Source organism: Flavobacterium sp. (assembly GCF_027484705.1).
In the GTDB taxonomy this organism is placed as follows: Bacteria; Bacteroidota; Bacteroidia; order Flavobacteriales; family Flavobacteriaceae; genus Flavobacterium.
Genome location: NZ_JAIXSL010000022.1, coordinates 86,467 through 103,886 on the forward strand (window position 1 = coordinate 86,467; position 17,420 = coordinate 103,886).

At 40.3% G+C, this 17,420-nt stretch carries 11 protein-coding genes; 6 read left to right on the forward strand and 5 right to left on the reverse strand.

What is annotated here, in order from left to right; all coding sequences use genetic code 11:
* Positions 1–89: 89 nt before the first annotated feature.
* The 4 genes from Q0058_RS13135 to Q0058_RS13150 form a co-directional block, all read right to left on the reverse strand.
* A complete protein-coding gene (locus Q0058_RS13135) occupies positions 90–731 on the reverse strand; it encodes a response regulator transcription factor (protein WP_298224680.1) in 642 nt (213 codons plus the stop codon).
* Position 732: 1 nt separating this feature from the next.
* Positions 733–1,371: an ATP-binding protein gene (locus Q0058_RS13140; protein WP_298224682.1), complete on the reverse strand. Its 639-nt coding sequence runs from the start codon at positions 1,369–1,371 to the stop codon at positions 733–735.
* A 113-nt stretch (positions 1,372–1,484) separates the two neighbouring features.
* On the reverse strand, positions 1,485–2,138 hold the full coding sequence (locus tag Q0058_RS13145) for a hypothetical protein (protein ID WP_298224684.1): 654 nt from the start codon (positions 2,136–2,138) through the stop codon (positions 1,485–1,487).
* Between the two features lie 3 nt (positions 2,139–2,141).
* Positions 2,142–2,636: a hypothetical protein gene (locus Q0058_RS13150; RefSeq protein WP_298224686.1), complete on the reverse strand. Its 495-nt coding sequence runs from the start codon at positions 2,634–2,636 to the stop codon at positions 2,142–2,144.
* A 290-nt stretch (positions 2,637–2,926) separates the two neighbouring features.
* On the opposite strand from Q0058_RS13150, the gene Q0058_RS13155 reads away from it, so the two are divergent.
* The 4 genes from Q0058_RS13155 to Q0058_RS13170 all read left to right on the forward strand — a co-directional run bounded on the left by Q0058_RS13155 (position 2,927) and on the right by Q0058_RS13170 (position 13,998).
* Positions 2,927–5,926: a T9SS type A sorting domain-containing protein gene (locus Q0058_RS13155; RefSeq protein ID WP_298224688.1), complete on the forward strand. Its 3,000-nt coding sequence runs from the start codon at positions 2,927–2,929 to the stop codon at positions 5,924–5,926.
* Positions 5,927–6,206: 280 nt separating this feature from the next.
* Entirely contained in the window at positions 6,207–8,156 is a 1,950-nt protein-coding gene (locus Q0058_RS13160) for a T9SS type A sorting domain-containing protein (protein ID WP_298224689.1), read from the forward strand.
* A 103-nt stretch (positions 8,157–8,259) separates the two neighbouring features.
* Positions 8,260–10,563, forward strand: a complete 2,304-nt coding sequence (locus Q0058_RS13165; protein WP_298224691.1) for a T9SS type A sorting domain-containing protein — start codon at positions 8,260–8,262, stop codon at positions 10,561–10,563.
* Positions 10,564–10,587: 24 nt separating this feature from the next.
* On the forward strand, positions 10,588–13,998 hold the full coding sequence (locus Q0058_RS13170) for a T9SS type A sorting domain-containing protein (RefSeq protein WP_298224692.1): 3,411 nt from the start codon (positions 10,588–10,590) through the stop codon (positions 13,996–13,998).
* A gap of 12 nt (positions 13,999–14,010) precedes the next feature.
* Here the strand turns inward: Q0058_RS13170 and meaB are convergent, their stop codons facing one another.
* Positions 14,011–15,099: a methylmalonyl Co-A mutase-associated GTPase MeaB gene (meaB, locus tag Q0058_RS13175; RefSeq protein ID WP_298224694.1), complete on the reverse strand. Its 1,089-nt coding sequence runs from the start codon at positions 15,097–15,099 to the stop codon at positions 14,011–14,013.
* Positions 15,100–15,244: 145 nt separating this feature from the next.
* On the opposite strand from meaB, the gene Q0058_RS13180 reads away from it, so the two are divergent.
* On the forward strand, positions 15,245–16,156 hold the full coding sequence (locus Q0058_RS13180) for an AEC family transporter (RefSeq protein WP_298224696.1): 912 nt from the start codon (positions 15,245–15,247) through the stop codon (positions 16,154–16,156).
* Positions 16,157–17,362 (forward strand): MFS transporter, encoded by a 1,206-nt coding sequence (locus Q0058_RS13185; protein ID WP_298224698.1) that lies wholly within the window; start codon positions 16,157–16,159, stop codon positions 17,360–17,362.
* The last annotated feature ends 58 nt before the right edge of the window (positions 17,363–17,420 follow it).

Genomic DNA, 17,420 nt, shown 5'->3' on the forward strand with positions numbered 1-17,420 from the left:
ACGAGGAATAGTTATTAATTGATTAATTGATAATTTTTCCGCTACGCTCCAAATTGTTTGGCTGCGGCTCGGGTGATGATTAGTAATTTTTAAGCCAACCCGTTCCGAATCGCATAAACTGCCAAACCTACTCTGGTTTTGAGTTCAAGTTTTTCGAACAGGCTGTCGCGATAACCTTCGACGGTTCGTGGGCTGCAGCACATTTTATCTGAAATTTCCTTGTAGTTCATTTCGGTTACGGTGTATTGCAGGAATTCCTTCTCGCGCTCGGTAATGCCAAAGGTTTTGAAATTCGCAGGCGCTTCATCGGCCAGGCTTGCGAACACTTTGCTCGCAACCCATTCGGGATAATAGGAACCGTTTTTTATTAGAGCGTTCAGGGCGCGTTCCAATTCGGTCGGATAGACGTTTTTGAGCAAGTAGCCTTTTGCGCCATTTTTAATCATTTTGATCAGACTTTGCTCATCGTCCTGCATGCTCAAAGCCATAATGAGCGTTTCGGGATGGTTTGACTTTAACCATTTCGCGGTTTCAAAACCATCCATCACCGGCATACTGATATCCAATAAAACAATATTGGGGATGTTTTTAGGGTTTTTGAATCTCTCCTGCAATTCCTTTCCGTTTTCACATTCATATAAAACCTCGAAAGCACTAAAGTTCGCGATAATGCTCGTGATCGCTTTGGCGATGAGAATGTGGTCGTCTACGATTACTACGCTATATTTCATACTACAAAGGAATTTGAATGGTTAGGTTTGTGCCTTCGTGATTGCTTTCCAAAGTATAAATCCCGCCGATGATTTCTGCTCTTTTCTTCATGTTGTTTAGCCCAATTCCGTTGCTGATGGTTTTGGTGTCGAAACCTTTTCCGTCGTCTTTGAGATGAAGTTCAATCTGAGAATCTGTTTTGTTTAAAGCCACTGTGATGGTTTTGCAGTCGGAATGTTTGATGCTGTTCTGTAAAAATTCCTGAACAATCCTTATTAAGATGCTTTTCACTTCATACGAAAGCGCAAGTTGTTTGGCCGCGGCATTGTAATGAAATTGACATTTTTTGAAACCATTGACTTTTTCACATTCTGTCTGAAGTAAGGCCGCAATGCTTTTTTGTGCGATTGAATCGTCGGTCAGCGTTTTGGAGAGTTGTCTCAATTCTGCCAACGAATTGTTGATGATATTGCTGATGTTTTCGATACTTTCACTGATTTGCGGCGCTTTGTTTTCGTAGGCCAATTGCTGTGTGTAAAGACTGGCTAAGGTGAGTTGTTGTCCGATATTGTCATGGATTTCACGGCCGATATGCTGCATGGTTTGTTGTTGCATCTCGATTTGGGTCGATAGGAGCGCTCTTTGGTGGGATAATTTCATTTTCTGATAGTCGCTTTTTTGCAACATTACTTTCCTGCGATAAAAAATAACAAATAGTATGATGGCCAAAATAAATATTGCGATGGCTATAGAGACAATAACTATAAAAATGATTATTTCTTTTTGCTCCATGCCAATCCGATTGAAAAAAGTGTATACATGATATAATTTAGGATGACAAAAATCCAGGTATACGGTATAAAGATCGTTTTAAAATATTTTTCCGCTAAGATATTATACAATCCAAAATAGGGCAGGCATCCTAAATAGAAGACCAACACTCCGGTGGCGAACCAAAACGAAATCGAGCGATGAAATTCGATGAGTTCTTCTGAGTCAACCAATTCAGCATAATAAACCAGCACATACATCAATATAAAAAGATTGGCAATGCTTAAACTAAGCGAAGCAAAAAAGGTATGATAACTGGCCAACCATGTAGATTCTAAAAGTAAGCTCAATGTAAAAATGAGGCTTCCAATCATTAAAAAATAATGTGCTTTTTTAGAAAGGATATTTTTAAAAATATAGACATTAAAATAGAACGTAAACGGAATTACGACGTATTTATACAAAAGCACATTACTCTTGTAATCTTTAATTTCCGATAAATAATACCCAACACATTCCATTAAAAATACCGCCATTAAAAAAAATGGGAAGTATTGCCAGCAGGTTCCTTTGAGTTTTTTGTAATTAAAAAAAGCAACAATGCAGGTCAGTAACTCAAAATATTTAATGGCGTTGGTGGCATCTGATAAGGTCATTTGCTAGGGCAGTTGAATTTTACTCGCATCATATAAAGGACAAGCTTGCCCCATATCGCCAACATACAGATTAGCATCAGACTTCGATGATAGGTAAATATCGTTGCCATCAATGTCAATTCCAGTGATAATTGGGGTCAACAGATTGGTCTCGGTTTCAAGTCCGAAATAGATTCGTATGCCTTCGCAATGCTCAAGCTGTAAAAAGCTTTCAAATATATTTTTGTTGAAATTGACCGCTAAAGGAATGTCGAAACTGTTCGTTTTTTTAGCGTCTTCGAGTGCAATGATCATTCTAGATCCCTCGTTTTTAGCGATGACATGGTTGGTGGGTAAGGTGAAAACAGGTGCTGAAACTTTAGCGGCAAGGCCTTTGGTTTGTTGTGTTGCAGTGACTTTTTTGATAGTCGACGTCTTTTTTACAGCGGCCTTTTTCTTTGGTGTTGTGGTTTGTTTTTTATTCGTTTCGGATTTCGGAGTGTTTTTTTTCGTGGTCATTTGTTTTGTTTTTATGGGTTTGTTTTGAAAGTCAGAATTAATAAATGTATGACTTAATTTTAACAAAGGAACATCAATGACTATTTTTTTAGGATAGTTCATAAAACATATTGCGCACCGTTAAACGACGGTATTTTTTTCCGCTGAATCCGCAGTGCCATTTCAGTTGATTCCTCGTCGATTGATTCTCAGCTTGTTTGCAGTTTTGTAAGGTGCTTTTGAAGTACAATTTGTAGTATGGTCGAACCTGAAAAGCCTAAATAGAGTAAGGAGAACTAAAATTCAGACGTATGAAAACAAAACTATTATTTTATTTAATCCTATTGTTTGGGTTGAATAGTTACGCCCAATTTACTATAATTCCCGACCCGAATTTTGAGCAAGCGCTTATTAATTTGGGTTATGATGCAGGACCCACTAATGGTTCCGTACTCACTACTAATATCAGCGGTATTACTTTTTTAGATGTCCACAACCAATCAATTTCAGATTTGACGGGTATTCAAGATTTTGCTGCTTTAGTTGATTTGAGATGTTATGACAATCAAATCGCGAATCTAAACCTAAGCGGATTGGCCAATCTGATCTATCTGTATTGCTTCAACAATCAAATGGTTGGTTTGAATCTAAGCGGGTTGAACAGCCTGCAACAGTTGAGTTGCAACAACAATCAAATCACCACTTTGAATGTAAACGGTTTAAACAATTTGGTTTATTTGGATTGTAACAGCAACCAGATTACAACTTTGAATGCTGGTGGACTTAACAGTTTGTTTGCCTTAAGATGTTTCAATAATCAATTGACCAGTTTGACGGTAACAGGTTCAAATAGTGTGACCAATATTGATTGTTCTAATAACCTATTGACAAGTTTAGATGTAAGCGGATTAAATAACTTGGATACCTTATCTTGTTTCGAAAATAATTTGACATGTTTGAGTGTCAGTGGATTGCCTCGTTTTGCGTCGTTAGTTTGCTCTTTCAATCAATTGACTAAGTTAGATTTGACCAATACGCCTGTTTTAGCCACGGTCAGATGCCAGCAAAATCCTAATTTGACTTGCATCAAAGTCAATAACGTCAGTGCGGCGAATGCCAACACAAACTGGATTAAGGACAATACTGCGTCCTATTCTTTAAACTGCGCGTCTTGTGCTCTTCCGTGCACGGTATTCGATACTCCGCTGTTTACTCCAATAAATCCGATTTGTTCCGGCGATGTATTAATTCCTCCGCCAAGCACTTCACTCAATGGTATTCCCGGAAGCTGGTCGCCGGCATTCAATAATACGGTAACAACCGTCTATACGTTTACACCTGATGCAGGTTACTGCGCTTTAACCAGGACTTTGACGATTACCGTGAATCCTTCAGTAACGCCTGTTTTCACTCCAGTTGCGCGGATTTGTTTAGGCGCCACCATATCACCATTGCCGACGACATCGCTCAATGGAATAACCGGAACGTGGTCGCCCGCAATCAACAATACGGCATCTACCACTTATACCTTTACACCAAATGTTGGTCAATGTGCTACCAATGCTTCAATGATAATCAGGGTAGCCCCGACTGTAACACCTACATTTACCGCAATCGCGCCCGTTTGCTCTTTGGTGACAACATCACCTTTGCCTGCTACATCGCTCAATGGTGTTACAGGAACTTGGTCACCGGCATTTGACAATACGACACCGCCATTTAATTTTACGACAACCTTATATACATTTACACCAAATACTGGACAGTGTGCTGCCACAACAACTATGAGCATTACGGTTCTTCCCGTAGAAAGTATCTTCTTTTTCCCAGTAGATCCTATTTGTTCCGGAGATGCCTTAGTTCCACCGCCAAACACATCGCTCAACGGCATTGTAGGAAGTTGGTCACCCGCATTCAATAATACGGTAACCACAACTTATACCTTCACACCAAATGCGGATTATTGTGCGTCCCCAAGAACAATGACGATTACAGTTAATCCTTCAGGTACGCCAATCTTCACGCCCATTGCACCAATTTGTTCAAACATTACGGTATCGCCATTGCCAACAACTTCTAACAATGGTATTGTAGGAACCTGGTCGCCTGCATTCAATAATACTGCTACGACAACCTATACTTTTACACCTACAGCAAGCCAATGTGCAACAACAACTACTACAATGACTATTGCGGTGACTGCGGCTTCAGTATGGTATTTGGACAATGACAATGATGCTTATGGTAACCCATTGCTTTCGACATTGGCATGTACGAGACCAACAGGTTATGTCAGCAATAACACAGATTGTAATGATTCCAACGCGGATGTAAATCCAAACCATGTAGAAGTTCCAGGAAACGGCATTGATGATAACTGTAGCGGTACGATTGATGAGTTTACGCCAACAGTTCAGGTGATTCCTTCACAATGCGGCATTACTTTAACGTCGCTTTGGGACACCATTTTCGCTACCACCGCAGCTGGCGTTCCTACCAATTATCGCTTTGAAATTTCTGCTCCTCCTTTTGTTCGGACTTTTGATACTTCACTTCCGGCGCAGCTCAACAAATGCACGATGTATAATTTCCCATGCGTTGCTTTCAATACGACCTATTCGGTTCGCGTAGCCAGAAAAGTCAATGGGTTTTGGCAAGCTTACGGACCAGCGTGTAACATCACTACGCCACTTGGAATTACAACTTCGTTGGTTCCTTCGTCTTGCGGTGCAACCATTTCATCGAGCTGGACTAGTTTCTTTATCAATCCGGTGGGAAGTATGCCTTGTTTTGCGGTAACAGCATACCGCGTTAAAGTGGTTGATCAGAATGGGAGCGTGAGTTACCTGACATTGCCCGCTCCCGGACCCACTAGTTTTAACTTAAGAAACGGAAATTTTGTTCCTTTAATTGCAAGGGCACCCAATGCTACTTATACGGTTAGTGTTCAAATAGAATTGAATGGAGCGTGGCAAACTCCCGGCGGCCAAGATTTATATGGTCCGGCGTGTGTGATTAGAACATCGCCTTCGTTTTCAAGACAAACAGAATCAGGCGACGCTACGGATTTCAAAGCCACAGCTTATCCGAATCCGTATTCGGATAATTTTAATCTCGATATCACTAGTGAAAGTGACCATGCTTTAGAGATTAAAATTTACGATATGATGGGAAGATTAATCGAATCGCATCAAGTTCCTGCTGCTGCTATTGAAGCTATGGAATTTGGGAAAAACTATGCTTCAGGAATTTATAATGTTATTGTAACCCAAAGGGAACGCATCCAAACCTTGCGTGTGATTAAAAGATAATAGTATCATTGGCGGTTGCAAACCCTCAGGCACGATGAGTTGCAACCGCTTTTGTTTGATCTTAACTTCGCTAAGGCGCATGCATTGACAATATTGAACACTGCACGGATTCTGGATTTTCGACATTTATACCTGTAGAGATAAACTTACTTTTTAGGTTTTATTTTCTGATTTTGTAAATAATGGAATTGCTTTTAATTCAAACCCGTTAATTTTCTGTATGTTGTACTGCATTAACGTTTTATTCGAACCCTAAAACAACTATCAAACGCTAAACAAAATGACGAAGATCCAAAAATATTGCAATTCAACCCTGCTGTTTTTTTTGATGAGTTGCTTTTTTAACACCACATACGGCCAGCTGATCGCCAACAATGATTCGGTTTATACCCTCGGTGCGTCGGGCAATATTCTTTGGAACGACACCTTAAACGGACAACCGATCTCACCCTCTGATGTAACTATTTCGTATACCAGCGCAGATCCGAATTTTACCATTGATTCCAATGGTTGGATCTTGTATCCCGGAATTTCGTCGGGCGTGCTGATTGTCACGTATCAATTATGCGAAACAGCGAATCCGGGCAATTGTTATTCGGCCAATGTCTATTTTTACGCGGCTGGTATTCTTAACGCGCAGGATGATGTTTTTCCTGCGAACGGTGAATTCGGATCGAGTACTCCGTCAGTTTTAGCCAATGACAGTCTCAACGGAAATCCGGTTACCCCGGCCAATGTTTTGGTTTCTTTTGTTTTGGCTTCAAGTCCAAACCTTTTCCTCAATAACATTACCGGTGTCGTCACCGTATTTCCCGGAACGCCTGCCGGAATTTATACCTTAACTTATCAAATATGTGAGGTGACGAGTTTTATCAATTGTGATGTAGCTGTCGCCACCATTCAGGTTACCGGGCCAGCGCCCTGCTGGCAATCTGTTTCTATAGGCGATTATCATACTTCAGCGATCAAAACTGACGGAACGTTATGGTCATGGGGAAATAATGGATTGGGAAGTTTAGGAATAGGCAATACGACCGATTCGAGTTATCCTGTGCAAGTCGGAACTGATACGGATTGGAAATTTATAGCCGTGGGCGACGATCACACACTTGCCATCAAAAACAATGGCACTTTATGGGCTTGGGGTTGGAACCAATACAGTCAATTGGGTGACGGCACCACCACAGACCGAAACAGTCCGGTGCAAATCGGAATCGATTCTGATTGGAAATTCGCATCTGCTTTGTATGGAAATTCGTGTGCGATTAAAAACAATAATACGCTTTGGGCCTGGGGATACAACTATAACGGCAATGTAGGCAATGGAACCAATATCATTCAACCTACACCCGTTCAAATTTCACCCGATACCAATTGGAAATCCGTTTCTGTGGGTGATGCGCATTCGATGGCTGTAAAATCTACAGGCACTTTGTGGGCTTGGGGCTGGAATGGCAGTGGCCAATTGGCCAACGGAAACACAACCTCGACCAACAGTCCGATACCCACAGGAACTGCGGCGAGTTTCAACCAATGGAAAGCAGTTTCAGTAAGCAGCCAATATGCTATGGGACTCCTTAATGACGGTACAATGTGGATTTGGGGCATCAATACCTCCGGGCAATTAGGCAATGGTTCAACAACAAACAACATCCCGATTCAGGTCGGAACCGATTCCGATTGGGCTTTAATTTCGGCGGGATATTTCCACAGGCTTGCCATCAAGAACGACGGTACTTTATGGGCTTGGGGCAATAACGCAGGCAGGTTGGGCGATGGCACGACCACCGATAGAAACAGCCCTGTTCAAATTGGAACCGACACCAATTGGGTGAAAATTGAAGCAAAATACAGTCATTCGGCGGCGATGAAAACCGATGGAAGCCTGTGGGTTTGGGGAATGAATAATTTCGGACAATTGGGCGACGGTACCCACACCGATCAATTATCGCCGATGATGGTCAATTGTGCTACGTTGAACGTTGATCAAATCAGCGCAGAAACCACGACCACTGTTTTTCCAAATCCAACCCATGGCATCTTAAGTATTAAAGCAAGCGCTGCTATAAAACAAATAGAAATTTATGACTTCAATGGCAGGATGATCTTTTCTTCAACAGAAAATACTGCAAATGTTTCTTTGAATATCGAACGTTTTTCGGTTGGCATTTATTTATTGAAAGTGATTTCAGAGACAGGAACTAGCATTCAAAAAATCATAAAAAAATAGCTTGACAATATTAATTTAGAAACCAATTATAATATCAAATAAAAAACATTAACAAAAAACTATAATGATGAAAAAAACTACCTTAAAAATTTTATTTGCATTAATGATCACATCTTTTTTGCAAGCTCAAACCGCGAACTATGACAATGTTTTAGTTTGTCCAATGGGAGGAGGCTTTACTTCTGCACATCCATTAAGCAATGATTATACTCTCGTTGGGAATATCGTTCCAACTTCACTAGATTTAGACCAATCCTTAGCAGGAGTTCAGTCGACGGTCATCGTCAATGGAATTGTATTTACCGCAGATCCTACGGGTGAAGTTACTTGGTCTGGGCCTGGCTTAGGGCCGAATTTAATCGACTATACCTTTTCTGATGATTTAGGGGGTACTTCCAACGTAGCCACATTAAACGTCTATTTTGATCCGCCTATTCTCGTGAATGCAGATGAGTTTTATGATTATTCTGGAGGAAGTACAACAATGAGCGTTTCAAATAACGATTATGTCGCCGGTGGATTTCCTGCTTTTGGTGCAGTCGTTACTTTTCCTACAACTTATCCTGGTTTTATCATGAATGGCGATGGCACCATTACGATTGCTTCAGGAACTCCGGAAGGAACCTATACGATGCTTTACAATTCCACCAGCCCTGCATGTCCGTATTTTAATAATGCGACCGTAATCATTCATGTTACACCAGAAATGACATTCAATATTGCAGGTACTTATAATGATTATAACGCAGACGGGTATACTAGTGTTGGCGATGTAATTGATTACCAATATTCTTTAAATAATATCAGCACATCAGCCATTAATAGTGTTGATGTTACTTCACCTACAGGTGGAATTTTAGGCAGTCCAATTGCGGTTTTCAACGCAGGCGCTACCGATAATACGACTTTTACAAGCCGATACCTCATTACACAAAATGATATTAATCTTGGTGCTATCATTAATAAAACGGCCACAGCATCCGGGACAACTTCTTTCGGAATTTCTAATGCTACTGCAACGGCGTCGAATAGTTTGAGTATTAGCAATGGTATCAAATTCAATGCGTTTTTTGATACCAATAATAATGGTGTTCAGGATGTCGGTGAGGTCAACTTAAATATGGGGCAATTTAATTATGAAATCAACGCTGACGGTATCATACATCATATTGCCTCGAGTTCTGGTTACCATTATTTATACGAGTCAAATCCGACTACCACATACAATCTGAGCTATACTTTAGATCCTGTTTTTGCTACTTATTATATAACTACTGCTGCCTATTCGAGTGTCACTGTAGGTGCTGGTTCCGGAATTACAACGTATAACTTTCCTATCATTGCAGGAACATTATTTAATGATTTAAGCGTTTCATTAATGGGTTACGGAGCACCGCCAAGACCGGGTTTTACTTATGCCAACAGAATCAAATACACCAATTTTAGCAACCAAATTATTCCTTCTGGAACCGTAAGTTTCAATTGTGGTGCTGCAGTTTCAATACTATCTACAGCACCCACAGCAACGACTTCAACGGCAACTAATTTCACTTATGACTTCACAAATTTATTGCCTTTTGAATCAAGATATATCAATGTTACGATGCAAGTGCCTACCATTCCTACGGTAGCTTTAGGCGATTTAGTGGCCAATTCAGCTTCCATTATTCCTACTGCTGCCGACATTCATCCATTGGATAATACGAGCCATCTAACCCAAACCATTGTAGGTTCTTATGATCCAAATGACAAAGTAGAAAGCCATGGTCACGATATTTTGCGTTCCAGTTTCACATCGGATGATTACTTCACGTATACCATTCAGTTCGAAAATACAGGAACTGCTAATGCTGTGAATGTTAGAGTGAATGATGTTTTAGATGCACAATTAGACGAATCGTCGATCAAAGTAATCGATGCCAGTCATGCTTATGTTTTAGATCGAGTGGGAAGCAACCTCAATTTTAAATTTGAAGCCATCGATTTGCCCCCGTCAATTTCAGGAACAGATACCGGAAAAGGTTATGTTGTTTTTCAAGTAAAACCAAAACCTGGATTTGCCATTGGAGACATTATTCCAAATACAGCCAATATTTATTTCGATTTCAATCCGGCGATTGTCACCAATACTTGGACTTCGGAATTTGTCCCGCTTTTGGCGGTCAATCAGTTGCGTATTGATGGGTTTTCGGTATATCCAAATCCAACAACAAATAGGGTGAATATTAAAGCAAACAGTATCATAAAGCAAGTGGAACTTTTTGATTTCAATGGGAGAATGATGCTTTCTTCCAAAGAAAATGCGCCGAATGTTTCCTTGAATATCGAACGTTTCTCTAATGGAATTTATTGGTTGAAAATAGCTACAGCGACCACCAATACTGTTTATAAGATCATTAAAAACTAACTTCAATTAAACAATTTTTCAATTATGAAAAAAATCACAAAACAGTTTTGTGTCTTATTGATTACATTATTTTCGACTTTTGCCTATAGTCAAATTAATGCTCTTGACGACAATTTGGGTGGTCCAACAACTATGTATTTACTTGGAAATGTTCTTGCCAATGATACCTTAGATGGCAGTTTAATAACTAATCCATCAGATGTAATTATCACTTGTGGTTCCGTTAATCCTACAGTTGATTCATCTGGGAATGTTTTATGGGGAGGCGGAAATGCAGGGTCTACCGATATTCCATATACCATTTGTCGGGCTTCCAATCCATCAGAATGTGTCACCGCATACATACACCTACAAATGAGTCCCACTATGATTGCGACTTTTGATTTTTTTACTGCTGTAAGTGGTATAACCACTACTGTAGGGAATGTTCTTTTGAATGATCATATAGACAATAACATTGCTACTCCTGCTACAGTAACTGTTAGTGCAGGTTCTCTTCCTGCTGGTTTTACGTTTGGTGCTGATGGTACTATTACTATGGATGGCACTGTTACCGCTGGAACTTATTTTATAACATATCTAGTATGTACACTCGGCAACCCCGTCACAGGGGAGACTCCTAGTTGTGACTCTGAAACCGTAACTATTGATGTGTCGCCAAGTTTGGTTTTAGCAGTTGCTGATACCTATAATGATTATAATGCAGATGGTTTTGTAAATGTTGGTGATGTCATTAATTATCAATTTACTGTTTCAAATCAAAGTACAGAGGCGTTTAGCAATGTTTTAGTTTCAGAAAGTTCTATTCCTGTTTCAGGAGTTGCGATACCGGTATTAAATTCAGGAGCAACAGATTCAACAACATTTTCAGGCACTTACGTATTAACATTAGCAGACATTATGGCTGGTGCAGTAATAAAAAACATTACTTTATCGGGTTTAAATGCTTCGTCGCTTCCAGTTTTATTTTCGACCATTGCTACTACGTCATTAGGCATTACAGATGCTATAAAAATGAATGCATTCGTTGATTTAAACGGCAATAATGTTCAAGATGCTGGCGAAACAAATCTTTCCTATGGAGAATTTCATTATGAGTTCAACCACGACGGAATCGTTCACAACATTACCAATCCTTCTGGAATGTTTACTATTTACGAAACAAATCCATCCAATACTTATGATTTGACTTATACCATTAATCCCGCTTTTGCGAGTGTTTATGCTGCTGTAACAGTGAATTATGCTAATGTTCAGGTATTAACGGGCTCCGGAGTTACCACTTATAATTTTCCAATAACAGAAATTCCTTTTAATGATTTAGCGATTTCAATGTATCCCGGTCGTGGTCCTGTACCTGGATTTTCTTATACCAACATGATTACATATACAAATAATGGAACGAGTACGATACCAACTGGAACGATTACATTTAATCATGGATCAAATGTTTCCATGCTACCAGTGGCTGGTTCGACTCCTATAGCTAATGGTTTTACTTATACTTTTACCAATTTGGCTCGTCATGAAACACGTTATTTCTATGTAACTATTCAAACCCCAACAATTCCAACGGTTTCACTGGGTGATTTAGTTACCAATACAGCTTCCATAACGCTACCTTCTGGGGATATTCAACCATCCAATAATAATGCTAGTGTAACCCAAGTTATTCGTGGCGCTTATGATCCAAATGATAAATTAGAAAGTCACGGAGAAAAAATAGAGTTCTCGTCTTTTGCCTCAAGCGATTATTTGACTTATACCATTCGTTTTGAAAATACAGGAACAGGAAATGCCATAAACATAAAAGTAGATGATGATTTAGATTTAAAACTTGATCCCACTACGGTTAGAATGATTGATGCCAGTGCCCCTTACACTTTAGAAAGAACGGGTAATAGCCTTTCTTGGAAATTTAACGGAATAAACCTTCCGCCATCGGTGACAAGTTCTGCCACAACAGGAAAAGGATATATTACTTTTGAAGTGAAACCCAATGCCGGATTTGCAATTGGCGATATAATTCCGAATCATGCCAATATTTATTTTGATTTCAATCCCGCCATTGTAACCAATACTTTTCAAACAGAATTTATTACGACTCCTGCAACTAATACATCCTGTTGGCAAACTTTTGCTCTTGGAGCGGTGCATACAATGGGTATAAAAGCTGACGGTACATTATGGGCTTGGGGTAGTAATCTTAATGGAGAATTAGGAGACGGAACTAATATAGATAAAAATAGCCCCAACCAAGTCGGAACAGATACCAATTGGCAATACATCAGCTCAAATGGGAACACGAATCATGCTGTAAAGACAGACGGAACATTATGGGGTTGGGGAAGGAATGATGCAGGACAAATAGGCGATGGTACAACTACAGATAAAAATTTTCCAGTACAAGTTGGTTCTGATACCCATTGGGAAAAAGTCTCCACAGGTATTTTACATACATTAGCTATAAAAACAGATGGAACATTGTGGGCGTGGGGAAACAATTTATTCGGTCAATTAGGCGATAATACTTCGGTTGACAAAATAACTCCGGTTAAAATAGGAACCGATACCAATTGGGAAAGTTGTGATGCTTCAAAACGATCATTTTCAGCCGCAAGAAAAACAAATGGATTGCTTTATCTTTGGGGTGAGGGCGTTAATGGACAACAAGGAAATAGTAGTTTTTCAAATGTTTTAGAACCCACCATGCTTAGTGGCACTAATTACACATCAAGCTACGCACTTGGATATGATTATTGTGTGGCTTTGAGAGCATTTTCTGGAAGGATTGATTCGTGGGGATTAAATAATTATGGAAATCTTGGAAATGGGACAAATACCAATACAAGTATTCCTGCTCCAATTAATAGTGATACCGATTGGACTTTTGTTGAAACTGCTTACTACACAACTATTGCCAAAAAGTCAAATGGGACTATTTGGACTTGGGGTTATAATACTCTTGGAACATTAGGAAATGGTAATAACATTGATACTAATATACCAACTCAAATAAATTCCGATACCGACTGGGATAAAATTTATGTAGGAAATGCACACGTCATTGCTTCAAAAAACGATGGAACTTTCTGGACTTGGGGCTATAATGGTGCTGGTCAATTTGGAAATGGAACCAATATCAGTTCCAATATCCCGATTCAATTAAATTGTGTAACATTATCAAATGAGACGATCAATAAAGAACAAAACTTAGTTATTTATCCAAATCCAACAAAGAGATTTTTGAACATCAGCTCAAAATCTATAATTCAATCCTTTGAAATCATAGATTTAAACGGAAGAACAGTCCTAAAATCTCAAGAAAATAGTAATGAAGTCACTTTAAATACTGAAAATTTTGCTACAGGGATGTATTTGCTAAAAGTGACTACTGAAAAAGGGAACTCCATTCAAAAAATTATAAAAAACTAACGGGCAAGAAAATTATTTTTCGAAATACGTTTTCAAAATAAATTGAGCAGCGGCAAATGGTGAAATTTCATCATGGGCCACTGCTTTTTTATGGTATTCAATCAATGACAAAATTCCAGGATGCTGAAAGAAATTCATTTTCAATGCTTCTACAATGCTTTCCATCATCCAAAACTGGTTCTGCTCTTTGCGTTTTTCATCGAAATAACCATTCGATTGTGTCAGTTCCAGAAATTGTAAAATCGTGCTCCAAACATCAGCAATACCATCGCCGGTAATCGCGCTGCAAGTGGCGGTCGTCGGAGTCCAGCCTGATTTTTTGGCCGGAAATAAATGCAACGCTCGATTGAATTCCGTTTTGGCTAGTTTTGCTTTTTTGATGTTGTCGCCATCGGCTTTGTTGATGACGATCGCATCGGCCATTTCCATAATCCCGCGTTTGATGCCCTGCAATTCGTCGCCGGCACCTGAAATCTTTAACAATAGAAAGAAATCGACCATGCTGTGCACGGCGGTTTCGCTTTGCCCGACACCCACAGTTTCAATGATGATGGTGTCAAAACCTGCGGCTTCACAAAGCGTAATGGTTTCTCTGGTTTTTCTCGCGACACCACCCAAAGTTTCACCGGAAGCGGAAGGCCGGATGTAAGCGTTGGCATCTTTAACCAATTCTTCCATGCGTGTCTTATCACCTAAAATGCTGCCATTAGAAATCGTACTGCTCGGATCGACGGCCAAAACGGCCACTTTTTTTCCTAAGCCCGTGAGGTATTTTCCGAAAGCTTCGATGAACGTACTTTTACCAACGCCCGGAACGCCCGTGATGCCAATACGCACAGATTTGTTGGCATGCGGCAGACAAGCATTGATGACTTCATTAGCTTGATCTAAATGATTCGGATTGGTGCTTTCCACAAGCGTAATCGCGCGGCTTAAAGCAGTAATATTGCCCGATAAAATGCCTTCGACAAGTTCTTGTGTAGTGGGCAGTTTTTTTCTGAATTGCTGAATATTTTCTACGGAAGTCGCACTGATCATTTCTGGTGGAGAAATGCCATCTTTTTCTTGAAGCGCGCTGGGTTTCTTTTTTTCGGTAGCCAAAGGAAAAACGTTTGGGTAAATTTAGTAAAATAATCATGGCTTGTAAATCGGGAGCGCGATATTTTTAAGACCGCTTTTTGCCTTTTAAAACTTGCATTTGTCTTTTTTTGACGTTCCTTTGCAAAAAAAAAAATGCCCCATCCGCATGGATAGTATTATCATGTTATTCCTGTGCCTGATTTTAGGATTCGGACTGCAATATGTCAAGACCTTTCCTAAAAATGCGCACCTGACGCTCAACCAGTTTGTTATTTATATTTCGTTGCCGGCGCTGGCTTTGTTCTACATTCCCAAAATCAAACTCAATGCGCAATTGCTTTATCCGCTCGGTATCGCTTGGTTGGGGTTTTTATTCTCGTTTATTTTTTTCTATTTAATCGGACGCAGGCTCAAATGGTCGAACAAACTCATCGGTTGTCTTACGCTTACCGCAGGTTTGGGAAATACGTCATTCGTAGGTTTTCCCGTAATCCAGGCTTTGTATGGCGAAGAAGGGTTGAAAACCGCGATTGTAGTCGATCAACCGGGTTCGTTTGTCGTCATGGCTACGCTCGGCGTCATTACTGCCACAATCTATTCCAAAGGGAAAACCGAAGCCAAAACCATCGCTTCAAAAATTCTTTTGTTTCCACCATTTTTAGGATTTGTCGCGGCTTGTATGCTGAGCATTTTCAAACTTGATTTTATTTCCGATGTGCAAACTGTTTTTCAGAAACTCGGAAGCACCGTAACGCCAATCGCGTTATTATCTGTGGGCTTACAATTGAAAATCGACAAGCACAGCCAGCATTGGCAATTTCTGAGATTCGGCTTGTTTTTCAAATTGATACTGACACCGGCATTTTTCTATATTTTTTATAAACTGATCCTCCACGGAAAAGGCCTGGTCGTCGATGTTTCCATCATGGAAGCTGCGATGGCGCCGATGATTACCGGAACGATTTTATCGGCCTCTTACGGCTTAAAACCAAAACTCAGCAACATGATGGTCGGTGTGGGTATTCCGCTTTCGTTCATTACGTTGGCTTTCTGGTATTTTATTCTCAACACTTTTTAAATGGATTCACCCGATATCAATACTTCAAAAGACGCCGTAGTTTCCAAAACCATTTTTTCGGTTTTGTTCGCGATCAGTTTTGCGCATTTGCTCAACGATCTGATTCAGGCAATCATTCCGTCAGTGTATCCGATTTTGAAGGAAAACTACAACCTATCATTCACCCAAATCGGATTGATTACGTTCGCATTCCAGTTTTCTGCGTCAATCTTGCAACCGTTTGTGGGTTATTATACCGACAAACACCCGAAACCTTTTTCCCAAGTTTACGGAATGGTGTTTTCGCTTTTGGGAATCATTTGCCTTTCGTACGCTAACAATTTCTATTGGATTTTGGTTTCCGTCTGCCTCATCGGAACCGGTTCTGCTATTTTTCATCCCGAATCCGCCAGAATTTCGAATTTAGCTTCAGGTGGAAAACGCGGGTTGGCGCAATCCATTTTTCAGGTCGGCGGTAATTTCGGAACCGCTTTGAGTCCGTTGTTGGTGGCTTTGATTGTTGTTCCGAATTCGCAGAAATACATTCTTTGGTTTGTCATTGCGGCAGTTATTGCGCTTGGGATTATCAGTAAAATTGCCTTTTGGTACCGCGACCATTTAATCCGAAAAACGCACAAAACGACCGTGATTGTAGACTTTCACAACCTATCGAAAAGCCGCGTCAAATGGAGTATTGTGATATTGTTGGTCGTGATTTTTTCTAAGTTTTTCTACTCAGCGAGTTTGTCAACGTATTACACTTTTTTCCTGATCGATAAGTTCCACCTTTCGATCCAGCAGGCGCAATACCATATGTTCATTTACCTGATTGCGTATGCTGCGGGAACCATTATGGGCGGGCCGCTCGGCGATAAGTTCGGCAGGAAATACATCATCTGGTTTTCGGTTTTCGGCGCGACGCCGTTTGCTTTGTTGTTGCCGTACGTCAATTTATTCTGGACCGATGTGCTTATGATTATCATCGGCATGATCATTTCCTCGGCCTTTCCGGCGATTATCGTGTATGCGCAGGAATTGATTCCTAAAAAACTCGGCATGATTTCGGGCTTGTTCTACGGATTCGCTTTCGGAATGGGCGCGTTAGGTTCGGCCTTGCTTGGCATTTTAGCCGATCACACTTCAATACAGTTTGTGTATCACATTTGCTCGTTGCTGCCGATTATTGGCGTGATTTGCTATTGGCTTCCGAATTTGAAGAAGAAGTAGGTTGCAGGTTTGGGCGTGACCACAAGGGTCGGGCTTTCCGCACTCGCTTTTTTACGCT